We start from the raw sequence: 22,333 nt of genomic DNA, 5'->3' as shown, positions 1-22,333 counted from the left end.
AAAATCACGCAGGGGAGAACGGAGCAATCCGATCAAATGTTCGTTCCTGTTAAACAGAGGAGTCAATAAGCGTGGCAAAGCAACTTTTGTTTGAAGATCGCGCACGTACCAAGCTGCAAAAAGGCGTGCAAACCATCAGCGACGCTGTAGCCATCACCATGGGCCCCACCGGGCGCAATGTGATCATCGATAAAAACTTTGGTAACCCCGTGGTCACCAAAGACGGTGTTACAGTCAGTAAAGAAGTGGAAGTCGAAGATCCCTTCGAAAACATGGGAGCCAAACTGGTCAATGAAGTCGCAACCAAGACCAGTGATATCGCTGGTGACGGTACGACCACTGCCACAGTTTTAGCTCGTTCCATCTACACCGAAGGTCTGCGTGGTCTGTCACTGGGTGCCAACCCGATGGTCGTTCGCCGTGGAATCGACAAAGCCGTTGAAGCAGCTGTCGAAGCCATCGAAGCCCTGGCCAAGCCGGTAACCGACAAAGCAGAAATCGCTCAGGTCGGTGCCATCTCCGCCAACAATGACAACGAAATCGGCAACCTCATCGCTGATGCGGTCGAAAAAGTCGGTCGCGATGGTGTGATCACCGTTGAAGAAGGTAAGGGTAACGAAACCACTCTCTCCTTCGCTGACGGGATGCAGTTCGACAAAGGTTACATTTCTCCCTACTTCGTGACCGACACCGAAGGCATGAAATGTATCCTGGAAGACTGCTACATCCTGATTCACGAATCCAAGATTTCCGCTCTGCGGGACCTGGTTCCACTGCTCGAAAAAGTTTCCCAGACTGGTAAGCCACTGCTGATCATCGCTGAAGATGTCGAAGGTGAGCCGCTGACTGCCCTGGTTGTGAACAAACTGCGTGGCGTTCTGAATATCGCTGCCGTGAAAGCTCCCGGCTTCGGTGACCGTCGTAAAGCCATGCTGGCTGACATCGCCGTTCTCACCGGTGGTACCGTGATCTCAGAAGATCTCGGCATCAAACTCGAATCTGTCGAACTGGCCCAGCTGGGACAGGCCAAGCAGGTCGAAATCACCAAAGACTCCTGCACGCTGATCGAAGGTGCCGGCGATACCGAAGCCCTGCAGGCCCGCGTCGCCCAGATCCGCGGACAGCTGCAGAAGACCGAAAGCGAATACGATCGCGAAAAATTCCAGGAACGCCTGGCAAAACTGACCGGCGGCGTCGCCATCATCTCTGTCGGTGCAGCCACCGAAGCAGAAATGAAACAGACCAAAGCCCGTATGGAAGATGCACTGCACGCAACTCGTGCTGCTGTCGAAGAAGGAATTCTTCCCGGCGGTGGCGTGGCTCTGCTGCGATCCATCGAAGCGGTCACCAAGGTCAAAGGCAAGAACGATGACGAGAAAATCGGCATCAACATTGTCGCCCGTGCCCTGGAAGGCCCGATTCGTCAGATCGCAGAAAACTGCGGTGTTGACGGTGCGGTAATCGCTGACGAAGTCAAAGAGCTGAGTGGCGCCAACGGATACAATGCCTACAGCGGCGAATATGTTGACATGTTCAAAGCCGGCATCATCGATCCTGCCAAGGTTGTCAAGAACGCTCTGAAAAATGCCGCCTCAATCGCAGGCCTGATGCTCACCACCCAGGTTCTTATCACTCGCAGTGAAAGCACTGAAGGTGGTAAACTGGCCGACGTTGAAGGCAGTGTAAGATAATTTCGGCTGCAGTCTGAAATCGAATCTCGAACTCAGACGAAATGATGTAATCTCAGACGGGCCGCCGAAATAAGGTGGCCCGTTTTTTTCAGTTCTGATTGAGCTGTTTGAAACCGAAATTCCTCCGCAGCGGACCGGAGATATTTCGCTACTTTAAAATGATGAGTTTGTATTTATGGCAACGAAACGCGATTATTATGAAGTTCTCGGCGTATCGCGCGACGTGACCACTGTTGAGATAAAAAAAGCCTACAAGAAGATGGCGCTCGCCAATCACCCGGACCGTAACCCGGGTGACGAAGAAGCCATCAAACGGTTCAAGGAAGCAGCGGAAGCCTTCGAAGTTCTGGGCGACGATCAAAAACGGGCCCACTACGACCGCTACGGACATGCCGCCGATTTTGGCGCGGGGGGCGGGCATCAGTTCCACGATGTGTCTGATATCTTCAGCGCATTCGGAGACCTGTTTGAAGGGTTCGGCTTCCGCGGCGGTTCCACTCGCGGGGGAAATCGTCCACGTCAGGGTGAAAGCCTGCGAACCAAAATCGAGATTGATCTGCTGGAAGCAGCTTCAGGTTGCGAGCGCGAAATCCAGATCATGCGTCAGGAGCCCTGTGAAACCTGCCACGGCTCTGGAGCCAAACCGGGAACCGATCCCCAGGAATGTGATTACTGTGGCGGAGCCGGCCAGGTTGTGCAGTCTCAGGGCTTTTTCCGCGTCCAGACGACTTGTCCCCGTTGTCGCGGTGCCGGACAGGTGATTGTCGAAAAATGTTCGGACTGTCGCGGTGATGGACGCATCGCCAAGGAAATCACACTGGATATCAAAGTCCCTCCCGGAATTGATAACGGTATGCAGCTCTGCCTGAGAGGCGAAGGCAACCCGGGCCAGAACGGCGGCCCCCGCGGTGATCTGTATGTTGTCGTCAGCGTCGATGAACATCCCTTGTTCCGTCGCCAGGAGCAGGAACTGAGCTGTCATGTGCCGATTACCTATACCCAGGCGGTTCTGGGGGCCGAGATTGAAATTCCGACCCTGGAAGGACGGCACGAACTGAAGATCAAAGCCGGAACACAGCCGGGTGAAGTCTACCGCCTGAAGGGACTGGGTATGCCGAATCCGCATGGCGGACGACGCGGAGATCTGCATGTGATCGTGCAGATTGATGTACCTCGTAAAATTTCGGAGCGGGAAGAAGAACTGCTCCGGGAACTGGCTGAAATCGAACACACGGAAGTTTCCAAGCATCGCAGCCCGAGTCGGGTTTCGTTCTTCGATAAACTCAAGGAATATTTCACGCACGCTGAATAATCAGAATTGGTTAATCACAGTCGAGATCGTTTTCAACGATTCATCTTCTCAATTTTAATAGATAGAGTAAGTTACAGGTCAGAAGCATGACAGATCAGGAACAACCAGAAGACATTCAGAATCAGACACAGGAATCTGCTGCAGCCGAAACGGAAGCAGTAGAGAGCTCAACCTCAGTCGAAACACAACTCGAAACCGCTCTGGCTGAACGCGACGAAAACCAGAACCGTTTTCTGCGTTCCCAGGCTGAGCTGGATAACACACGCAAACGTCATCAGCGGGAACTGGCTGAACTGCGTCAATACGCGGCAGCTCCTTTTGTACAGGACATGCTCCCCGCACTGGATAACCTGAAACGGGCCGTGGAAGCTGCTGAAAACGCAGACAACGTCAACGACCTGAAGCTCGGTGTCGAAATGGTGGCCAAGCAGATCCTGGATGTCTTCGCGAAAAATAATGTCAAAGCCATTGAAGCGGTCGGGCAGCCCTTCGATCCGAACCTGCACGAAGCATTGCAGCAGATGCCTTCTGACGAATATCCATCGATGACTGTTATCCAGGAACTGGAGCAGGGCTTTATCCTGAACGACCGGGTGGTGCGTCCGAGTAAAGTGATTGTCTCCTCGGGACCTGCTGAAAACTGATCAGTATTCTACATTCACTGTTTTTTGAGAGAATCGAAAGATGCCAACGTACGATTACGAATGCTCCCAGTGTCATCACCAGTGGGAAGTGTTTCAGTCCATCACTGCCAAGCCACTTCGTAAATGTCCGGAGTGTGGCAAGCTGAAAGCCAAACGCATCATTGGTGCCGGCGGCGGTATCATTTTCAAGGGTAGCGGTTTTTACGAAACGGATTACCGCAGCAGTTCTTACAAAAAAGCAGCTGCAGCCGACTCAAAAGCACAGTCCGCCAGTTCGGAATCCAAAAGTTCCAGCAGCGATTCCGGATCCTCTTCCAAGAGCGGTTCCAAGGATTCCTGATTACCTTTGAAATTTGACCGGGAATGATCTATAAGAGAATCAGACGCCGATTCAGCTACTCTATTCGTCTGAGGCTCCCATGATCCAACCTCAAACCTGCCCCATTTGCCGCAAGGTCGTCACTACAAAAGCTGGTGACGACCAGTCTGCTTTTCCATTCTGCAGCAAGAAGTGCCGGGATGTCGATTTCTTCCGCTGGTCTGATGGACGCTATGCCATTGTGGAAGATCTGGATCCGCGGCTGATCGAATTGCAGCGCCTGGAGCAAGAGGGTGAACAAGATTTCTAACGCGTCTTCAGCGAACCCTTCTGAATCCGCCGCGACAGCTCAGAGTGAGAAGCAGGCGAGCGAAGGCTTGTCTCCCGTAGTCAAAGGCACACTGTTCGGGTTGCTTTCTGCGCTGGCCTACACTGCTGCCAACATCTCACTACGGGAAGCCGCGGTCGACAATAACGCCGACTGGGCCATCTGGATCTCCGCGTTGAAATCCGTTCCAGCGACCATCGTGGGCTGGACGCTGGTCGCCTATCGCGGTTCTAAAGGCTTACCGGCTCTGCCTCCCCGGCGACTGGTGATTCCCCTGATTCTGACTGGGCTGCTCATGCAGTTCGGCGGGAACGTCATGTTTCAATGGTCGCTGAGCCTGGGCGGACTGGCCTTCACGGTTCCACTCTGTTTTGCAACCCTGCTCGCCACCGGGGCCATCCTGGGGCGCCTGTTCCTGGAAGAGTCGATTACCCCGCGCATGTTTGCGTCAATGGTCATCCTGACGGCTGCCATTGTCGTGCTCAGTCTGGGAGCGCACCAGGCGGAAGAATCTGTATTCGAACACATGGAGCACCATACACGGTCAATGGTGACGGTTGCTCTGACCATCTTTGTTGCCTGTGTGGCCGGCTGCGCGTATGGAGCCGGTGGGGTCATGATTCGGGGTAGCGTGCGCGGAGAGATGTCGATCTCCGCGTCACTGGTACTGATCAGCACGACCGGCATGGTCTGTCTGAGTGGCGTGGCCTTCTATCGACTCGGCATCGAAATCCTGTGGATCACGACTCCCTGGCAATACCTGGTCATGCTGGTGGGCGGCATCATGAATGCCATCGCCTTCTTTGCCATTGGGGCGTCCATGAAGCACCTCACGGTCACACGGGTCAACCTGCTCAATGCCTCGCAGACCGCGATGGCTGCGTTTGCCGGCGTCTTCTTCTTTGATGAAAAACTGACGGTCTGGCTCTTGAGCGGAACGGCGCTGACGATCGGCGGTCTGTTCCTGATGGAGAAGAAACGCCCCGCGATCCCCAACAGTTCACTTTCCAAGACGTCACCAGATGACACGACGCAACCGGAGGTCAGCTCGCATGAACAACCATGAATCATCACCAGAATGGCCTCTCAAAGCAGACAGCATCCCGACGCCTCCGGAGCTGCCTTATCCTGATGTCGACTGTGACTGGGAAGCGCTGCACTCCTATCCGGTCATCGATCCAACCGCCTGGGTGACTCCCGATGCCATCGTCACGGGACGCGTGCGGCTCAAAGCCCGCAGCACAGTCTGGCATCAGTGCGTCTTACGAGGGGACCTGGAATACATCGAAGTTGGCGAAGAGACGAACGTGCAGGACGGCTCAGTGCTGCACACCGATTATGGACATCCCTGTATCCTGGGAAACCGCGTCACGCTAGGACACGCGGCCATCGTGCATGGCTCTGTGGTGGAAGACGATGCCATGATCGCGATTTGCGCCACGGTCCTCAGCCGCTGTGTCATTGGAAAAGGTGCGTTAATCGCCGCAGGAGCGCTGGTACGGGAAGGCATCCATGTGCCCCCTGGAACACTCTGGGCCGGCTGTCCTGCCCGCCAGATCAAAGTACTCACGCCACAACAACAGGAACGCCTGCAGGCCACCTGGCAGCATTATGTGAATCTTGGTGCAGCCAGCCTGCAGCGGTTTGGTCGCGAACATATCGACCGGCTCACTCAGTAAACAACGCGTAATCTGTTCACGAGTTCAAGGCTCTGCAAAAAACTACCAGCAGATCGCATTTTTGCCTCGTAAACAGAGTAGCCGCCATGGTATCCTAAAGCATCAATTTTGTAATGAAACTAATTAACTCAGGATCCTCTTATGAATACTGAAAAGACTCCAACTCCCGCGTCGACGACGCGTCGTGATTTCATCAAATCCAGTTCTGCAGCCGTCGCTGCATCGACTCTGACAGGCAGCGTCTTTGCTGGAACATCTCCCTCAGCCGCACTGCAATCCAGTGTATTTGCCGCCGGCAGCGATGAAATCCGCGTTGGTCTGGTGGGCTGTGGTGGTCGTGGAACCGGGGCAGCCGCCCAGGCACTTGCCGCTGATAAAAACGCCAGACTGGTCGCGATGGGTGACACATTCTACGATCATCTGGACAAGAGTTATAAGAACCTGAAAAAGAATCCGGTTGGCGAGCAGGTGCAGGTCGACGCGGATCATAAATTCGTCGGCTTTGATTCCTATCAGAAAGTCATCGACTGTGTGGACGTGGTTCTGCTGACCACGCCGCCTCACTTCCGCCCCATGCAGTTGCGGGCCGCGATTGAAGCAGGAAAACACGTCTTCGCTGAAAAGCCGGTCGCCGTCGACGCACCGGGCGTTCGTTCCGTCATGGAAACCTGCAAACTGGCCAAAGAGAAAAATCTGTCGATCGTTTCCGGTCTCTGCTGGCGCTATCACCAGGGCATGCGGGAAACCTTCAAACAGATTCATGAAGGGGCCGTCGGCGATGTGATGGCAATCCAGTGCAGCTACAACACCCGCGGTCTGTGGATGTTCAAGCGGGAGCCGGAATGGAGCGACATGGAATGGCAGATGCGCAACTGGCTCTATTTCACCTGGTTGTCCGGTGACTTCAACACCGAACAGCATGTCCACAGCCTGGATAAGATGGCCTGGACAATGAAAGATGAAACTCCGATCTCCTGCAGTGGTACTGGTGGCCGCCAGACACGTACCGGTAAAGAGTATGGTCACATTTACGACCACTTCGCAATCGTCTACGAATACCCCAACGGTGTCAAAGGCTTCAGCCGCTGCCGTCAGCAGGATGGTTGTGCTGTCGATGTTTCAGACCACGTCTTCGGCACCAAGGGACGCGTCGATGTCTTCAAGCATCGTATCTATGATCCCAAAGGGGAAAAGACCTGGCAGTTCCGCGACAAAAGCAAGAACATGTATCAGGTCGAGCACGATGAATTCTTCGAAAGCATCCGCTCCGGTAACCCGATCAACAATGGTGACTACATGACCAAGAGCACCATGCTGGCGATCATGGGTCGTATGGCTGCCTATACCGGTAAGAGCATTACCTGGGACGAAGCCATGAATTCGCAGGAAGACCTGACCCCCGCAAGCTACGAGTGGGGCCCGATGCCGGTACCGCCCGTCGCCATGCCGGGTATCACCGCTTTTAAATAATCGGATTCAGCTGAGGAACACTGATCACTTCAGCACGAATCGCAGAGACCAACGCCCGCAGGCTGACTGCGGGCGTTTTTTTGTTTAAATCAGCTGACTTTGGAGTCATCTTTCGAACTCGATGAAATTCTGGTGAAAGACGAGTTTTTCGAAACATTTTCTCGTCTTCCGTGTTTGATCTTTGTAGCTTGAGTTCCAGCAGTTACGTTAAGACTGGCAAGATCGGGCAGAACTTCGTCTGCCCCCTTTCGACAGTCTTTTCTATAACCTTGTTGATAGAATCAACTTAACATTTCTAATTTCCAGTTCGGAGACTCTCAGATGCGTTTGACTCGTCTACTTTCAGTTGGCACGACCCTGCTCGCTATCAGTGCCACAAGCATGCTTTCAGCTCAACCTCCTGAAGGAGGAGACCGTCCCGAGCGTGGTAATCGCCCCGAAGGTCGTGAACGGGGTCCCCGTGATGGGGAACGTGGGCCACGTGATGGTGAACGAGGGCCGCGTGATCGTGGTCCGGGCGGACGCGGCAATTTCATGATGATGCTCCCGATTTTCGTCGTTCTGGACGTCAACAAAGACGGCGAAATCTCCAAAGAAGAGATGGAAAACGCCACCGCTTCGCTGAAAAAACTGGACAAAGATAAAGACGGTAAACTGTCACAGGAAGAACTGCGTCCCGACTTCGGTAACTTTGGCCGTCGTGATGGCGATCGTCGTGGTCCTGGTGGCGGATTCGGTGGTGGCTTCGGACGTCGCGATGGCGATGGTGGCGGGGACTTCGTGGAACGCATGATGGCCAACGACAAAAACAAAGACGGGAAAATTACCAAGGACGAGCTTCCCGAACGTATGCAGAGAATGTTCGACAACATCGACACCAACAAGGACAAGGCGCTGGATAAAGCAGAACTGACTAAAACTGCAGAACAGTTCAACGCCCGCTTCCGCTCGCGTGGTGGAGATCGTGGTGACCGTGGTGGTGATCGGGGACGTCGCAACTCAGACGGCGATCGCCCGAAACGCCCCGAATCGGACAACTCTGATAATTAAAGACCCATTGTTTCCGTCTGGTTCACCAGCGCATCCTGTTTTTCAAAGGACGATTTTATGCAGTCCCGCGTTGCTGTCTTCGCTTTGTTGATGCTGATTTCCTCAAGCGTTCAGGCAGACTGGATGCGTTTTCGGGGACCAAACGGATCGGGTGTTTCTGACGAAACACAAGCTACGCCTGCCGAGTGGAGTAGTCAGAAAAACCTGAAATGGAAAGTGGCTCTACCAGGTCCCGGTTCATCCAGCCCGATCATTGTGGGTGACAAAGTGTTTGTCACCTGCTGGTCGGGCTACGGGATGAGCCGGAATGAGCCGCCCGGAGATCAGAAAGATCTCAGACGACATCTGATCTGTCTGGATCGCAAGACCGGAAAAGTACTCTGGGATCGCAGCGTGAAACCGGTGCTCCCGGAAGATGTCTATACCGGCATGTTCGCCGAACACGGCTTTGCCTCACATACTCCCACTTCAGACGGGAAACACGTCTACGCCTATTTCGGCAAGTCGGGAGCCGTCGCGTACGACATGGAAGGCAAGCAACTCTGGCAGACCATCATCGGAGATGAACTTGATCCTCGTCGCTGGGGCTCGTCTTCCAGTCCGATTCTCTACAAAGACCTGCTGATCGTCACTGCTTCTGCAGAAAGCGAAGCCATGGTGGCCCTGAATAAGGAAACCGGCAATGAGGTCTGGCGCCAGGAATCAACGGGTTTCAACGCCACCTGGGGGACTCCCATCGTTGTCCCCGTCAACCAGGAGCGGACCGACCTGGTGATCGGCGTCCCTTATGAAATCTGGGGACTGAATCCTGAAAATGGAAAACTCCGCTGGTACTGCGAAGCCATGGACACAGACACTTACTGTTCCAGTGTAATCGCCGGCAAGGACGGCGTGGTGTATGGCATTGAAGGACGCGGTGGTGGATCGATCGCAGTCAAGGTAGACGGCAGTGGCGATGTGACCAAGTCAAACGTGCTCTGGTCGGGCCGGGATGCGAATCGTATCGAAACACCGATCCTTTATGACGGACGCATCTATTTCTTCTCGCGCGGCATCGTGAACTGCATCGATGCCAAAACGGGCGAACGGATCTTCCGGGGCCGACTGGAATCCGATAGCGGATCAACGGCCAGTGAAGAACCTGCCAGGGGGGGTGGTTTTGGCGGACGACGGGGAGGCGGCGGTTTCCGCGGCAGTGATTATTCCTCGCCAGTGGCCGCAGATGGTAAAATCTATTTCGTCTCCCGCTCCGGTGAAACGTACGTGATTAAAGCCAGCGACAAACTGGAACAGTTGGCCGTCAATCGTCTGACAAGCGACGAAGAAGATTTCAGCGCCTCGCCTGCCATCGATGGGGGCGACCTGTTTATCCGCTCGGACAAGCACCTGTATTGTGTCGGCAAATAAGATGTGGTGACAGGCGCTGGTTACCAGCGCCTATTCGCCTTGAATCGTGACGACCAGTCGTCGGCTGCCGCCGTGGTTACGATGCTCACAGAGATAAATCCCCTGCCAGGTACCCAGGCAGAGACGCCCGCCGCTGATGGGGATCGTCAACGAATTTCCGATCATTGATGCTTTCACATGCGCCGGCATGTCATCGGGACCTTCGCAGGTATGAATATAGGGAAACGCTTCCGGGGCGATCTTGTTGAACGACATTTCCAGATCGACGGGGACATCCGGATCCGCATTCTCATTAATCGAGAGTGAGGCGGAGGTATGCATGATGAAGACATGCATCAACCCGGTTTCAATCTGGGACAGTTCAGGAACTTCGCTGAGCACTTCTCGAGTGACGATATGAAAACCGCGCGGCAACGCGGGAAGTCGGATCTGTTTCTGTATCCAGGCCATGAGATAAGGCTCCTTCCTGTTAAACGTGGTCGGGCCGCTCCGGTGCCGCTTCGCACTGCGCCCGCCAGCGTAACCAGTGATCGGCCAGCGTGATGGCCAGCATGGCTTCCGCGATGGGGACGAACCGGGGCAGCAGACAGGGATCGTGACGACCCTTGGTACGGATCGTCGTCGCTTCCCCTGAGCGGGTCACGGTGGGCTGTTCAATCAGCAGACTGCTGGTCGGCTTCACTGCAGCACGGAAGACCAGCGGCTGTCCGGTGGAAATGCCACCCAGGCTACCACCATGCCGATTGGAATCGGTGCTGATGACCGGCGTACCCTCGTTTTGTTCCGCGACGAAGTGATCGTTATTCTCGCTTCCCCGCATGGTGGCACAGCCAAAACCGGAACCGTATTCGACTCCCAGCACGGCCGGGATGCTGAATAATGCTTTCGCGATGTCTGCCTTGAGTTTGTCAAATACCGGCTCACCCAGTCCCGGAGGAACATTCAGAGCCACGACTTCCGCGACTCCGCCTATTGAATCCCCATCCATGCGGATCTGATCAATGAACGAGATCATCTCCTGTGCCAGACCGTGGTCCGGACAACGCACGGGATTCGGTGTCCCATCAGCAAACTGTTCGACCTGTTCTGTGGTGATTGCGGTAGGGTCGGCGATCTCAGCTTTGAGATGCCCTACCTGGGTAACATAGCCGACGATCTGTCCGCCGAATGCGGCCTGCAGGATTTTCTTGGCGACCACACCCGCGGCAACGCGCACATTGGTCTCACGGGCACTGGAACGCCCGCCGCCACGATAATCGCGGAAACCGTACTTGGCGTCATAGGTGTAGTCGGCGTGTCCCGGGCGATACTTGTCTTTGATATCGCTGTAGTCTTTGCTCCGCTGATCCTCGTTCCGGATCAGGATGGCAAGACTCGTGCCGGTGGTCACACCTTCGAAGACGCCGGCCAGAATTTCCGGATGATCGGCTTCTTTCCGCTGAGTGACGATCTTGCTCTGCCCGGGTTTACGCCGGTTGAGGTCGACGAGCAGATCTTCCACGCTGATCGGGATTCCCGGGGGAACACCATCAATAATAACTACATTGCCCGGACCGTGGCTTTCGCCAGCTGTTGTGATCCGAAAGGCTTGTCCAAATGAATTTCCTGCCATACTTTGAATTGTAGCGGGACGTCGGGGAAAATCATCCTCACCAGATGTATCTGGTAGTCGAATTCACCGAGAAGGTAGGAATTGTTCGGAATATTCCCGCTGAAAACCTGCAGAATTGCGACTTCAGCCGCTAAAATGTCGCGGGAGTCGGCCCGGCGCGCCGGTCTCCTGTGTAAATGTATCTAAAAGCCGCTCTGTCGCAGAGATAGACTGGAAAGAGTAACCCGTGTCGAGCCCGCAACCGAATCCCTACGCTAATGCCCAGGCCGCTGGCTGCATGCTGTTCAGCCTGATGATCTTTCTGGGATGCATCCTGCCCCTGATGTTCGTGAATCTGGCAGAAACCGCACTGAGAAACCTGCATTTGAGCCCCACGGCTGCGGTTCTGGTCCTGTTCGGCATGATCTTCGGTTCCCTGATCAACTTCCCCATCGCTCGCTTCCCGCTGGATAAAGAGGTGAATGTTCCCTACTTTGGCCCCCTGGGAGGCGTGCAGATCATGCCTCAGATGCAGAAACTGCGTCAGGAAGCAATCGTGGCCGTCAATCTGGGAGGCTGTGTCATTCCGGTCCTGCTGGCGATCTGGCTCTCGCGATACATTTTTGCAGGAGGTCAGACACCCACCCTGGCCATGATTTTCGGTATGGCGTTGAATATTCTGATCTGCAACCGCACCTCGCGGCTGGTACCCGGTATGGGAATTGTAATTCCGTTTTTCATTCCTCCGCTGGTGGCTGTCTGCTCCACAATTCTGGGCTTTGGAATCCTCGCCCCGATGGCGGGTGAAGTCGGTCGCGACTTCGAAGCACTGCGTGCCCCGGTTGCTTTCGTGATTGGAATCTCCGGTCCCCTGATCGGTGCTGACCTGATGCACTGGAATGACTTTAAAAAACTGGAAGCCCCCTCCATCAGTATTGGTGGCGCGGGAACCTGGGACGGGATTGTCCTCTCCGGTCTGATCGCGGCCCTGGTTATTTAGTCTGCTGCTGTTCGACCAGAGATTTCAGAAAGGGGATCACATCCTTCTGATAGGTATAGCCCCCTTTGCCATAGTAACCATGATCATTGTCAAAGCGTTTAGCGACTTTCCCCTGGCGATCAAAAACATAGGTCGCGGGCATCGAAGCCAGGTCGATGGAAGGGAAGAATTCCTCAGCGGCAACATTACTCAGGATATTGGGAAAGTGCGCCCGCTGTTTTGTCAGGAACTGCTTCACCTGAGGGCGGAATGATTCCGGCGGGTGCCGTTTCCCGCCAAAGTAATCACAATTGAACGAGATGCAGACCACCGATTCAGGAAACCGCTGCTGCAGAGCGACGAAATCCGGGAACTCCTGTATGCAGGGGGGACAGGAGGTCGACCAGAGATCGACGACAACAATCTGGCCGGCGTGTTCTCGAATCAGTTCTTCAACACGCCGCCAGTCCCCGATTTCCAGCGGAACGGGAGTAACCGACTCATCGGATGCCTGGGCAGGGGAAGCAGCCTCAGTGAGATCCGTCGATTCCGACGACTGGCAGGCAGAGCTCAATATCAGAAGTGTCGAACAGAACACGGTGGTCCAGAACGACTTTTCCTCAAAAAAGATTACGGGGGTTTGCCGTAAATTCACCATGATTGACTTGGTACTCTGCTGCGGAAACTTTTACACTGAGACGCCGATAGCATGCATTATACCCCCCGATGCAGGTGACGACCATCGGTAACTCTTTCCCCGAGACAGAATAGAAAGTCAATCCCTTGGACTGGTGGCAGAATTTATTACTGGCTGGCGTCGGTGTGATTGCAGGTATGCTGAATGTTCTGGCCGGCGGTGGCTCTCTGATTGTGATGCCAACGATGATCTTTCTGGGAATTCCGGGAGCTGTCACAAATGGAACGGCCCGCGTGGCGATCCTGGGACAGAACCTCACAGCGATTGCCGGTTTCAGGCAGAAGGGATTTTCCGACTTCAGGCTCAGTTTTTCTCTGGCGTTGTGTGCGTTGCCCGGTACTTTTCTGGGAGCGTTCCTGGGAACCAAAATCACTGGTGTCTGGTTTAACCGCATCCTGGCAACCGTGATGCTGGGCGTGCTGGTCTCGATGATTCTGGGGCAACGCAAAAAGAAAAAGCCCCCACAGAATGTCACTGAGGAACTGGCAACCGGATCAGCAGAAGTGAATACGGAAGCAACAGAGCCGGCAGAATCCGCAGGCCATTCGGTGGCGGGACACCTGTTGATGGTATTGGCTGGCTTTTATGGCGGTTTCATTCAAGCGGGGATCGGGTTTATCCTGATTGCGATCATGAACAACCTGATGAAGATCGATCTGGTCCGTACGAACATGCACAAGGTCTTCATCGTCGCGATTTACACGATTGCCGCCATCGGCATTTTTGCCTGGCAGGGTAAAATATACTGGGCAACCGGATTGTACCTGACAGTAGGGATGTCCATTGGAGGCTGGATCGGCTCACACCTGGCCGTGAGTAAAGGAGAGTCATTCATACGTACGGTGCTGTATGTGGCTATAGTTTGTATGTCGATCCGGTTATTATTGATGTAGAATCTACCTTCGCGGGATGACCATTTTTGAACGGATTTTTCAGATAGCAGGCAGGAAATGCAATTTACCCAGGCAGGCAGACGCGTTCTCTTACTCTCATTCCCGTTGATGATCGGGGCAGTCATCTACGTCTGTCTGGTAAACAACGCTTGTGCCGCCGAGCCTGAATTCAATGCCGCCCGTTCCTTCGGCTACCTCACAAAAATCTGCCGTTTGAAATCACGCGTCAGCGGTTCGACCGGCATGGCGGAACAGCAGAAACTGATCGCTGAACATTTTCGCGAGTTGAAGGCCCAGGTTAAGTTTCAGTCCTTCGATGCGCCACATCCCATCCGGGGCACTCCCGTGCGGATGAACAACATGATCGTCAGCTGGAATCCGGATGCCAAACAACGCATCCTGCTGGCCTGTCATTACGACACACGTCCCTTTCCCGATCGCGACCGCTACAACCCGCAGGGTCTGTTCATCGGTGCGAACGATGGGGCGAGCGGTGTCGCTTTTCTGATGGAACTCGGCAACCTGATGTCCGAGCTCAAAATCAGCCACGGCTACGGAGTCGATTTCGTATTCTTTGATGGCGAAGAGCTGGTCTACCGACAGAACGATCCCTATTTTCTGGGTTCCAAGTATTTCGCAAACCAATATAAATCGGAACCGCGCGACTACGAATACGTATACGGCGTGCTGTTCGACATGATTGCCGATAAGAATCTCGCGATCTACATGGAAAAGAACAGTATCAAGTATGCTCCACAGCTGACGCGCAGCATCTGGCTGGCAGCACAAAAAGTGGGAGTCAGACAGTTCATCCCCCAGGCAAAATTTGAAATCCGCGACGATCATTTACCCTTGAATGAAATCGCGGGGATTCCGACCTGCGACATCATCGACTTCGATTACCCGGCCTGGCATACCACACGGGATGTTCCCCGTGCCTGCTCGGGTGCGAGCCTGGAAAAAGTGGGCAAAGTCATGATTTACTGGTTACAGAATATTCCCGAAGTTAAAAACTAAACTTGAACCAGGGCGCGTGGCGAAAGCCAGTCCCTGATCACAGCGTCTGGATATCAGAGGAATGCTGGATTCACTCCTGTTACATCGCGTGCAGTTTGCTTTTACCGCCTCGTTTCATTATCTGTTCCCCCAACTGACAATGGGCCTGGCACTGCTGATTTTTATTCTCAAGACACTGGGGCTCCGCGGCCACGCCTGGGCCGATGTCGCCGCTCGCTTCTGGCTGAAAATATTCGGGCTGACCTTTGTCATGGGGGTCGTCACCGGGATTCCACTTGAATTCCAGTTCGGGACGAACTGGTCACAACTGGTGAAGTCCACCGGATCGATCCTGGGCCAGACCCTGGCGATGGAAGGCATCTTCGCCTTCTTTCTGGAATCGGCGTTTCTGTACCTGTTGATCTTTGGGGAGAAGAAACTCAGTAAGAAACTGCACTGGGGTGTTTCGTTTCTCTTACTGCTAGGCACCTGGCTGAGTGGCTACTTCATTATCTGTACCAACGCGTTTCTGCAACATCCGGTAGGCTATCGCATCGATGAGAACGGCGTCTACCACCTCACCAGCATCTGGGCTTTATTGAGCAATCCCTGGGCACTCAAGCAATATCTGCACACAATGACCGGCGCCGTGATCACCGGGAGCTTTACCATGTCTTCGATCGCTGCCTACCATCTTCTGAAACGAGAGCATGTGGAAATCTCGAGGAAGTATCTCAAGGTCGCGGTGATCGTCGGTTTTACAGCCAGCCTGATCGCCGTCATGCCTACGGGGGACTGGGAAGCGAAACAGGTGCTGAAGCATCAGCCCGTCAAGTTCGCAGCCATGGAAGGCCACTTTCATACCGAAGATGGTGCCGGCATGGTTTTGATCGGCCAACCCAACCTGGATGAACTTAAGATCGATAACCCGATCATTATCCCCAACGTGCTTTCCTTTTTGACCTATGCCAGCTGGAATGCGGAAGTGAAGGGATTGACGGCCTACGATCGCGATCTCTGGCCGGACAATATTGAACTGCTTTACTTCTCGTATCACATTATGGCCGGTTTAGGCACGATCTTCATCGCACTGATGGGGCTGAGTATGGTCTTCACTCTCAAACAGCGATTACACACCACACGCTGGCTGCTCTGGCTGCTGATGCTTTCATTGCCCTTTCCCTTCATCGCAAATACGGCAGGCTGGTTTACTGCTGAGATCGGTCGGCAGCCCTGGTTGATTTATGGATTAATGAAAACCGCAGACGGTGCCTCCCGGAATATTTCGGAAGGGAACGTAATGTTTACCCTGCTGGGCTTTCTGGGACTTTACCTGCTGTTGTCCGTTTTGTATTTCTTCCTGGCCACCCGCCTGATTGCCCACGGACCGGACAGACTGCCACAAGTTGACGCTGAAATCGCTACTGGAGAGGGTACTTAAGCGAGATGGAAACACTCTGGTTAATATTACTGGTCTTTATGATTGCCACCTATGTCGTGCTGGATGGCTTCGACCTGGGAATCGGCGTTCTGCATCTGATCCTGGCCAAAAACCGGTCAGAACAGAAACAGATTATGCAGTCCATCGCCCCGCTGTGGGATGGAAACGAAGTCTGGCTGATCGCCGCGGGTGGCACCATGATGATGGCCTTTCCGGGCTTTATGAGTGCGATGTTCAGCGGCTTCTATCTCCCCCTGACGATGGTCGTCTGGCTGTTGATCTTCCGGGCCATCAGTATTGAGCTGCCGCACTTTCTCGAAGATTCCCTGTGGATCCATTTCTGGAATATGATGCTGTTTGTCTCCAGCGGACTGCTGGTCATTATTCTCGGAGCGGCGATGGCGAATGTCTTTCGCGGTGTCCCCCTCAATGCAGAAGGTGACTTCTTCGAACCGTTGTGGACCAATTTCCGAATCGGCAAGCAGACAGGCATTCTGGACTGGTTCACAATTCTGGGAGGCATCACCTCTGCAGTGATCCTGCTGCATCATGGTGCTCTCTGGCTGATTGCAAAAACAGACGGCGCTATTCATCAAAGAGCGCAAACCAGTGCTAACTGGTTATGGGGAGGCTCAGTGCTCCTCACGCTAATCATGTTCACCGCCTGTTACCTGGTCCAGCCACACGCTCAGGCGAGTTTCTCTGATCATCCGTGGATCTGGATTCTGCCTATCCTGGCATGCCTGGCACTGGGAGGCACGCTGTTGCTCCGCAGACTGAATCGCCCGATGTTCGCGTTCCTGAGTTCGGTCGGATTTATCTACCTGTTCATTTTTGGTGGCACCGCTGCGCTCTACCCGAACCTGTTACCGGGATTGAATCCGGAGCATCATCTGACGATTTATAACACGTCGCCGTCTCCCGAAAAGCTGGCCGTCACTCTCTGGTGGTGGATTCCCGGGATCACACTGGTCGGCGTTTATTTCACGATCCTCTTTCGTTCACTACCAAAAGTCATTTCCGCTGCAGCAACCGACGACCATTGAAATCACTCGGAAGGATCGCTGTCCGCATCAGCTACGATTCCCCGAAGCGCAGGGAAATGTTGCCGAAAAACAACATATCCCTGCATCCCAGTCAGCCCGTTTGCAATCCGGACAAAATGTCTGCTTCGCCGTTTTCTCCATGTTTCCTCCCTCAGCCGGTCTGCACAATAAATTTTCGCTGGACGCGTTTCATCTGAAACCGAATTTGTTAGACTTGAAACTGAGCAGACGGGAAGATTGGAATGGCGACATTTCAACAGATCAAGGGGGTTCCCCCATCAACACTCAAGGATGTACCCATTGTGGCAGATACAATTCCCGGCATTATTGTCGGCACACTCCTGGTTTTATTCGGAGCAGGATTGATTCAGTTACATCGCACTTCCTGGTTTCATCGTCAGCATGACGATGAACTGAGCGATGATGACTACCAGTTCTTCTCCAAACAATATCGCAGGCGGATGCAAACCTCGGGACTGCTGATCCTGATTGGTTTCCTGATCGTCATCGGCGACGCTCCGTATATGCCCTGGAAGACCTACCCGGGGCTGTTCGCGGTCTACTGGGGCGGTATCCTGCTGATCGCGTTCTGGGTGATCCTGAGCGCGATTGCTGACATGAGTGCGTCGCGCGTACGCTCGACGGCGTTGATCTCGCGGATTCAGGACCAGCAGCGGATCCTGGAAAAGCAGCTGACAGAACTCAGACAGAAACAGCACCGCAAATCAGAGTCGTCTGAGAAAGAGAACAACGATCAGTCAGACGCGTGATCAGGAAGCGACACGGGCTTTCTTGATCAGGGCATCGGAAGGCAGCCGTTCGTAGCCGAACATCTCGAAGGCTTTCTGCCAGCGTTCGTAGATCTTCTTTTCCTGGGCAGCGTCCATTTCGTATTTGTTTTTCTTGTAGGATTTCTGATCCTTCAAATACGGCTGCATGTTCTTTTCCAGGTCTTCAAACCCGGTCAGGTTCAGATGCTCGTAAACCTTCTTCAGCTCACTGACGGGATCGGAAGTGAGATCTTCAAAGCTGACTTCGTGCAACTGTCCTTCCGGAACAATCTGGCGATCCCGCTCGTAAACGTGCAGGTGATTGACGTAAATGTTCGACATATCCTCTTCAAGTTTTTCCATGTCGAGCGGGGCAAAGCCGTTGTCGCCAAACATTGTTTTCCGCAGGTGCAATGTCGAATTGTAAACCTTGTACGGGTTGCGATGGATATAGACGAACCGGGCATCGGGGAACATATCCAGCAGGAAGCGGATACGAAACGTGTGTGTTGGTGATTTCAACAGCACACGCTTATTGCCACCGGCGCGATAGGTGAGCTTCTGCATGAAGAAGCGGAAGGTATCCCGCCAGACTTTGTCTTCCTTGGGAGTCAATTGATCGAGTTCATAAAACCGATCGTAGACTTCGGGCTGATCACTGAACGCGATCGCCAGGTAAGGGGACATCAGGTGCAGCAGCATGATCGATGTCTCATCTTCCTGGGGCAGGTCCCAGGTGACGGGCATATTGTCCATCGGCCGCTGTTTGGGAATCAGATGCTTGACGACATGCTTCAGCACGCGTTCGGTCAGCAGAAAGTGTGAAGGAAACAGCATGGCTCCCATGTTGGGATAGATAAACTGCTGATCCATCGACATCAGGTTATGCAGCAGCGTGGTGCCACTCCGCCAGTGACCGATGATGAAGACTGGTGATTCGAGTTTTGTCTGCTTGACTTTGCGACTGTAAATCAGGCTTTCGAGTCCGCTCAAACAGGAATTGGAAAGACTCAGAACGCCTGAAGAAATCAAACGGTAAATACCGGACCAGCGAATAGTAGGACGCAACCGCATCAGTTTGACGAAGTTGACAAAATCGATGCCGGACCAGACGCAAAACGGGCCCTGGGTCGATCCATTTTTATTTACCGATTGTTTGGTCATCTGCAGAGAGTGTCCTACACTTTATCAACGCAATTCAACGCCTGCCTGTCGTGGTGTTGCCCGCCTTCAGTAAGCTGATGCAATCAACCTGGCTGAAGCGTTTAGAATATAATCGATTTTTCTGTATTTGTCTTGGGGAAGGCATGTGGATTAGTGGAGGTCGCCTGACTTTTTCTACCACTCTATCCAATATTGATCCAGTCGGGTATGGGGACCTGTCATGGATTATTTCGGCATCCGTTAAGCCAGACTTGGAAGAACTCTATTCTGTAAGTGGGGATTGGCCAAATACAGACATCAAGACTCGTCACAAAGTACGCGTCCATTCACATCTTAAACTAACTGTTTCGCCCCAGTTACACAATTGAACTTACGTAAAATAGTTGCGAAACAGGTGTTTCCCAAGTCGGATGACCTGATTGGGTAAACTGTTCTCAGTTGCGGGAATCCGTAGGTTTAGTGGACACCAGCCTACTTTAAGAGCTGATTGATGCGGGGAAAATCCTCCTTAAGTGAGGAGTAGAGCCCCTGAAAAACGGGGTAGGCTTTGTTGTAGATGCTTTTCGCCTCTGAGTTTACGCTCGTACTCTGTACTACCCGAATGGTGGATGAACAGGCTTCGACCACATCTTTATAGGCCCCGGTTCCCGCGGCTGCCAGCAGCGCCACCCCGTAAGCTGGTCCTTCTTCCGCGTTGATGGTCACCACCTTCTGACCGTAGATATCCGCCTGCAACTGTCTCCAGAAGGGGCTGCGGGCACCGCCACCCGAGAGTCGAATTTCCCTGACCGGAATATTCAGTTCCTTGATAATTTCCAGCGAGTCCCGCATCGCATAAGTTGCGCCTTCCATGACGGCCCGCCCCAGATGGGAGCGACCATGTCTTAAGCTCAGCCCAATCCAGGCAGCCCGCGCATCGGGATCAGCATGGGGGGTCCGCTCGCCGGTCAGATAAGGCAGAAAGAACAGGCCTTCGCTTCCGGGAGGTGCCTGCTCCGCCTGGGCGGAAATCAGTTCGTAAGGATCGACCTTCTTGCGTTTCGCCTCCGCCACCTGCTGTTCGCATAACTGATTGCGATACCACTGCAGACTTCCCCCGGCTGAGAGAACCACGCCCATGACGTGCCACTTATCGCGCACCGCATGGCAGAACGTATGCACGCGTCCTTCAGGATCGATCTGCACTTCATCGCTGTGTGCGAAGACCACGCCGCTGGTTCCCATCGTCGCCGAGATCACACCTTTTTTAACGATACCGTTCCCCACGGCTCCCGCAGCCTGATCTCCGCCACCGCCGACGACTGCGACTCCCTTGGAGAGTCCCAGCAGACCGGCTGCATCAGCGGTCAGATGCCCGCTGACATCTTCTGATTCATAAACGTCGGGCAGCAGACTGTCATCCAGTTCGAGCTTACTCAACAAAGGACGACTCCAGTTCCGCTGTTTGACATCCAGCAGCAGAGTACCGGATGCGTCGCTGACTTCGGTCGCGAATTCGCCGGTCAGACGGAAACGGATATAGTCTTTGGGCAGCAGAACCTGCACGGTCTTGTCGAAATGTTTCGGTTCATGATTCCGCAACCAGAGAATCTTGGGCGCGGTGAAACCGGTCAGGGCCGGATTGGCGACCAGCTTGATCAGCTTTTTGCGACCGCCGGCCCGCTGTTCAATCTCCGCACACTCAGCTGCGGTGCGCTGATCATTCCACAGTAAAGCAGGGCGGATGACTTCATGTTTCTTATTCAGAAACACACTACCGTGCATCTGCCCGCTCAACCCGATCCCTTTGACGTCTGCAGCTTTAATTTTGCCCGTCTTGAGGACCTTCCGAATACTCTTGATTGTTGCCTGCCACCAGTCTTCCGGGTTCTGTTCCGACCAGCCGGGGTGCGGACTAAAGAGCGGGTACTCTTCCGTCGCAGACGCCAGAATGGTTCCATCTTCCTGCATCGCCAGTGTCTTGGTACCACTGGTTCCTACATCCACACCCAGAAAAACAGCCATGCTTTGGTTCCTTCTCTCTCGGTCAGTTCATCTTATGCAGTGAAACGGAAAACTGCTGACAGGCTCAGCATACAGCTTTACTCAGGACAGACACAGCCGACGGGATGAATTTCTGCCAGCTCGCGAATCCAGATATTCCGGAATTTGACCGGATTTTTGTGAAACTGCAACTCAATGGGCAACTTGTCTTCATGAGCCGTATAGAACGGCGGCTGGTGGTAGTAAGTTGCCCCCTGCAGTTCCGTGTGGTTCTGTACGATAACGCCGTTCTGAATGACGGTCAGGTATGCGGGCTTGAGCAACTGACCATACTCATTGAAACGGGGTGCGTTGAAAATGATGTCGTAAGACTGCCATTCACCTGGTTTGCGACAGGCATTCACCAGCGGTGGATACTGCTTGTAGATGGCAGCAGCCTGACCGTCGAAGTAGGTTTTGTTGTCATACGAATCGAGAATCTGAACTTCATAATTTCCCATCAGAAACACACCACTGTTGCCACGCCCCTGGCCGTTACCTTCGACTTTGGCCGGAGTCGCGAATTCAATGTGCAGCTGACAGTCGCCAAATGACTGTTTGGTCTCGATGCTCTGTTTGTCAGCGACGACATACCCGTCTTTGATCTTCCACTTGTCGCCCCCCTTCCATTGATCCATATTCTTCCCATCAAAGAGGACGATCGCATCGGAAGGAGGCTGATGCGGGGCCGTTTCTACGACCTTGGGTTCTTCCCAGATCAGACCATTCTTATATTCTTCGACCAGGTTGGCGTAGGTGTGATAGGCGGTTCCCAGAAACATTAAAACAACGAGAACACGAAAAACGCGTTTCAGACCAGTCATACTTTACTCC

General features: G+C 53.7%; 22 protein-coding genes. 16 read left to right on the top strand and 6 right to left on the bottom strand.

The window, feature by feature from the left end; translation table 11 throughout:
* The first annotated feature begins 71 nt into the window (after positions 1-71).
* The 10 genes from groL to FYZ48_RS02980 all read left to right on the top strand — a co-directional run bounded on the left by groL (position 72) and on the right by FYZ48_RS02980 (position 9,900).
* Positions 72-1,691 (top strand): chaperonin GroEL, encoded by a 1,620-nt coding sequence (gene groL / locus FYZ48_RS03025; protein ID WP_149337397.1) that lies wholly within the window; start codon positions 72-74, stop codon positions 1,689-1,691.
* 175 nt (positions 1,692-1,866) lie between these two features.
* Complete coding sequence (gene dnaJ, locus FYZ48_RS03020) at positions 1,867-3,003, top strand: molecular chaperone DnaJ (protein ID WP_149337395.1); 1,137 nt, start codon at positions 1,867-1,869, stop codon at positions 3,001-3,003.
* 86 nt (positions 3,004-3,089) lie between these two features.
* The gene (gene grpE / locus FYZ48_RS03015; RefSeq protein ID WP_149337393.1) at positions 3,090-3,647 is read left to right on the top strand and encodes a nucleotide exchange factor GrpE; all 558 of its coding nucleotides are present in this window, start codon (positions 3,090-3,092) and stop codon (positions 3,645-3,647) included.
* 40 nt (positions 3,648-3,687) lie between these two features.
* Entirely contained in the window at positions 3,688-3,987 is a 300-nt protein-coding gene (locus tag FYZ48_RS03010) for an FmdB family zinc ribbon protein (protein WP_145043443.1), read from the top strand.
* Between the two features lie 79 nt (positions 3,988-4,066).
* Positions 4,067-4,276: a DNA gyrase inhibitor YacG gene (locus FYZ48_RS03005; protein ID WP_145043445.1), complete on the top strand. Its 210-nt coding sequence runs from the start codon at positions 4,067-4,069 to the stop codon at positions 4,274-4,276.
* Positions 4,260-5,360, top strand: a complete 1,101-nt coding sequence (locus FYZ48_RS03000; protein ID WP_149337391.1) for a DMT family transporter — start codon at positions 4,260-4,262, stop codon at positions 5,358-5,360. The genes FYZ48_RS03005 and FYZ48_RS03000 overlap by 17 nt, the downstream gene beginning before the upstream one ends.
* Positions 5,347-5,973: a gamma carbonic anhydrase family protein gene (locus FYZ48_RS02995; protein WP_149337388.1), complete on the top strand. Its 627-nt coding sequence runs from the start codon at positions 5,347-5,349 to the stop codon at positions 5,971-5,973. Before FYZ48_RS03000 ends, FYZ48_RS02995 begins: the two co-directional genes overlap by 14 nt.
* A 141-nt stretch (positions 5,974-6,114) precedes the next feature.
* Positions 6,115-7,443 (top strand): Gfo/Idh/MocA family protein, encoded by a 1,329-nt coding sequence (locus FYZ48_RS02990; RefSeq protein WP_149337386.1) that lies wholly within the window; start codon positions 6,115-6,117, stop codon positions 7,441-7,443.
* Between the two features lie 321 nt (positions 7,444-7,764).
* Entirely contained in the window at positions 7,765-8,493 is a 729-nt protein-coding gene (locus FYZ48_RS02985; RefSeq protein ID WP_145190573.1) for a hypothetical protein, read from the top strand.
* Positions 8,494-8,550: 57 nt separating this feature from the next.
* The gene (locus tag FYZ48_RS02980) at positions 8,551-9,900 is read left to right on the top strand and encodes an outer membrane protein assembly factor BamB family protein (RefSeq protein WP_149337384.1); all 1,350 of its coding nucleotides are present in this window, start codon (positions 8,551-8,553) and stop codon (positions 9,898-9,900) included.
* Between the two features lie 30 nt (positions 9,901-9,930).
* On the opposite strand, the gene FYZ48_RS02975 is transcribed toward FYZ48_RS02980, so the two are convergent.
* The gene (locus FYZ48_RS02975) at positions 9,931-10,350 is read right to left on the bottom strand and encodes a secondary thiamine-phosphate synthase enzyme YjbQ (protein WP_149337381.1); all 420 of its coding nucleotides are present in this window, start codon (positions 10,348-10,350) and stop codon (positions 9,931-9,933) included.
* Positions 10,351-10,369: 19 nt separating this feature from the next.
* Positions 10,370-11,512, bottom strand: coding sequence for a chorismate synthase (gene aroC / locus FYZ48_RS02970; protein ID WP_149337379.1), 1,143 nt, complete (start codon positions 11,510-11,512; stop codon positions 10,370-10,372).
* 226 nt (positions 11,513-11,738) lie between these two features.
* Between aroC and FYZ48_RS02965 the strand changes: the two genes are divergently transcribed.
* Entirely contained in the window at positions 11,739-12,491 is a 753-nt protein-coding gene (locus FYZ48_RS02965) for a DUF1614 domain-containing protein (RefSeq protein WP_145043463.1), read from the top strand.
* On the opposite strand, the gene FYZ48_RS02960 is transcribed toward FYZ48_RS02965, so the two are convergent.
* A complete protein-coding gene (locus FYZ48_RS02960; protein ID WP_149337376.1) occupies positions 12,484-13,128 on the bottom strand; it encodes a TlpA family protein disulfide reductase in 645 nt (214 codons plus the stop codon). The genes FYZ48_RS02965 and FYZ48_RS02960 overlap by 8 nt on opposite strands.
* A gap of 125 nt (positions 13,129-13,253) precedes the next feature.
* On the opposite strand from FYZ48_RS02960, the gene FYZ48_RS02955 reads away from it, so the two are divergent.
* From FYZ48_RS02955 to FYZ48_RS02935, 5 genes are all read left to right on the top strand, one after another.
* Positions 13,254-14,060: a sulfite exporter TauE/SafE family protein gene (locus FYZ48_RS02955; RefSeq protein WP_149337374.1), complete on the top strand. Its 807-nt coding sequence runs from the start codon at positions 13,254-13,256 to the stop codon at positions 14,058-14,060.
* A 57-nt stretch (positions 14,061-14,117) separates the two neighbouring features.
* Positions 14,118-15,077: a M28 family peptidase gene (locus tag FYZ48_RS02950; RefSeq protein WP_149337372.1), complete on the top strand. Its 960-nt coding sequence runs from the start codon at positions 14,118-14,120 to the stop codon at positions 15,075-15,077.
* 61 nt (positions 15,078-15,138) lie between these two features.
* Complete coding sequence (locus FYZ48_RS02945) at positions 15,139-16,497, top strand: cytochrome ubiquinol oxidase subunit I (protein ID WP_149337369.1); 1,359 nt, start codon at positions 15,139-15,141, stop codon at positions 16,495-16,497.
* A gap of 5 nt (positions 16,498-16,502) precedes the next feature.
* A complete protein-coding gene (gene cydB, locus FYZ48_RS02940) occupies positions 16,503-17,543 on the top strand; it encodes a cytochrome d ubiquinol oxidase subunit II (protein ID WP_149337367.1) in 1,041 nt (346 codons plus the stop codon).
* Between the two features lie 242 nt (positions 17,544-17,785).
* Positions 17,786-18,313, top strand: coding sequence for a sugar porter family MFS transporter (locus tag FYZ48_RS02935; protein ID WP_149337365.1), 528 nt, complete (start codon positions 17,786-17,788; stop codon positions 18,311-18,313).
* Here FYZ48_RS02935 and FYZ48_RS02930 read toward each other — a convergent pair whose 3' ends face one another.
* The 3 genes from FYZ48_RS02930 to FYZ48_RS02920 form a co-directional block, all read right to left on the bottom strand.
* Positions 18,314-19,477: a sulfotransferase family protein gene (locus FYZ48_RS02930; protein ID WP_149337363.1), complete on the bottom strand. Its 1,164-nt coding sequence runs from the start codon at positions 19,475-19,477 to the stop codon at positions 18,314-18,316.
* A gap of 471 nt (positions 19,478-19,948) precedes the next feature.
* On the bottom strand, positions 19,949-21,481 hold the full coding sequence (gene xylB / locus FYZ48_RS02925) for a xylulokinase (RefSeq protein ID WP_149337360.1): 1,533 nt from the start codon (positions 21,479-21,481) through the stop codon (positions 19,949-19,951).
* 77 nt (positions 21,482-21,558) lie between these two features.
* Positions 21,559-22,323 (bottom strand): 3-keto-disaccharide hydrolase, encoded by a 765-nt coding sequence (locus FYZ48_RS02920; protein WP_149337358.1) that lies wholly within the window; start codon positions 22,321-22,323, stop codon positions 21,559-21,561.
* Positions 22,324-22,333 lie beyond the last annotated feature (10 nt).

Source organism: Gimesia chilikensis, assembly GCF_008329715.1.
GTDB lineage: Bacteria > Planctomycetota > Planctomycetia > Planctomycetales > Planctomycetaceae > Gimesia > Gimesia chilikensis.
The sequence above is the reverse complement of the archived record's forward strand: the minus strand, read 5'-3'. Positions and strand labels throughout refer to the sequence as shown.